The organism is Bradyrhizobium sp. UFLA05-112, assembly GCF_053572325.1.
The window spans coordinates 1-1,227 of sequence record NZ_JBANBK010000205.1; the positions used below are offsets into that span (position 1 = coordinate 1).

The window sequence follows — 1,227 nt, forward strand, 5'->3', positions numbered from 1 at the left end:
CGGTGGACTCAACCGGTCGGTGCAACACTCTAATCTTTTAGCAGAGATGGAGTGTGGACATGAAGCAGCGACGTCGCATCTATTATTCCGCGGTTCAGCGGTCTGAGATCTGGGATCGCTGGCAGGCTGGCGAGTCGATGAGGTCCATCGGACGTCGGTTTGACCGGGCATCCTCGTCCGTGTTTTCCGTGATTTCGCCAACGGGGGGCATTCGTCCACCTGTTCGGCACCGTGCCAAGCAGGCGCTGACGCTCTCTGAACGAGAGGAGATTTCTAGGTGGCTCAGCATGCGCCGCTCGTTGCGGTCGATCGCGCGCCACTTGGGACGATCGGCATCGACCGTCAGCCGCGAAGTCAGCCGCAACGGAGGAGCGGACCGCTACCGGGCCGCGGGGGCAGATCAGGCCGCCTGGGATCGGGCGCGGCGTCCCAAGCTTTGCAAGCTGGCTTGCCACCCGTTCTTGAGGCGAACAGTATCGATCGGGCTGCGGCGACAATGGTCGCCGGAACAAATCGCAGGCTGGCTCAAGCGCACATATCCGGGGGAGCCACAACATCAGGTGTCACACGAGACGATCTACCGCAGCCTGTTCATTCAGACGCGCGGCGTGCTGAAAAAAGAGCTGCTTGAGCACCTGAGAGCGAAACGCACGATCCGCCGCTCCAGGCACGCCAGCCTGAAACGAAACGGACTCGGCCAGATCAAGGATACCGTATCCATCAGAGATCGGCCGGCGTCTGTTGAAGATCGTGCGGTCCCAGGCCACTGGGAGGGCGACCTGATCGGCGGATCGAGGAACAGCTATATCGTAACACTTGTCGAGCGCCATTCGCGCTACGTGATGCTGGTCAAGGTCGCGAACAAGGATACCGAAAGCGTCGTCTCGGCGCTTATCAAGCAATCGCAACGACTGCCCAGCGAACTTTATCGGTCCTTGACCTGGGACAGAGGCAAGGAGCTCGCAGATCATCAGCGTCTGACATTGGCTACCAAGGTCGATGTCTACTTCTGTGACCCTCGCTGTCCCTGGCAGCGCGGGTCAAACGAAAACACCAACAGATTGCTGCGCCAGTATCTTCCGCGTGGCATCGATCTGTCCCTGTATAGCCAGGCCAAGCTCAGCGCGATTGCCAGGCAGCTTAATGAAAGGCCACGAAAGACCTTGCTCTTTCAAACCCCAGCTGAGAAGTTCGCAGAATGTGTTGCGGCGATGAGTTGAACCCGCC

1 protein-coding gene is annotated in these 1,227 nt (G+C 59.4%); it reads left to right on the forward strand.

Features of this window, described 5'->3' with window-relative positions; genetic code table 11:
* Positions 1 to 59 precede the first annotated feature (59 nt).
* Positions 60 to 1,220: an IS30 family transposase gene (locus SO180_RS42390; RefSeq protein ID WP_449384708.1), complete on the forward strand. Its 1,161-nt coding sequence runs from the start codon at positions 60 to 62 to the stop codon at positions 1,218 to 1,220.
* The last annotated feature ends 7 nt before the right edge of the window (positions 1,221 to 1,227 follow it).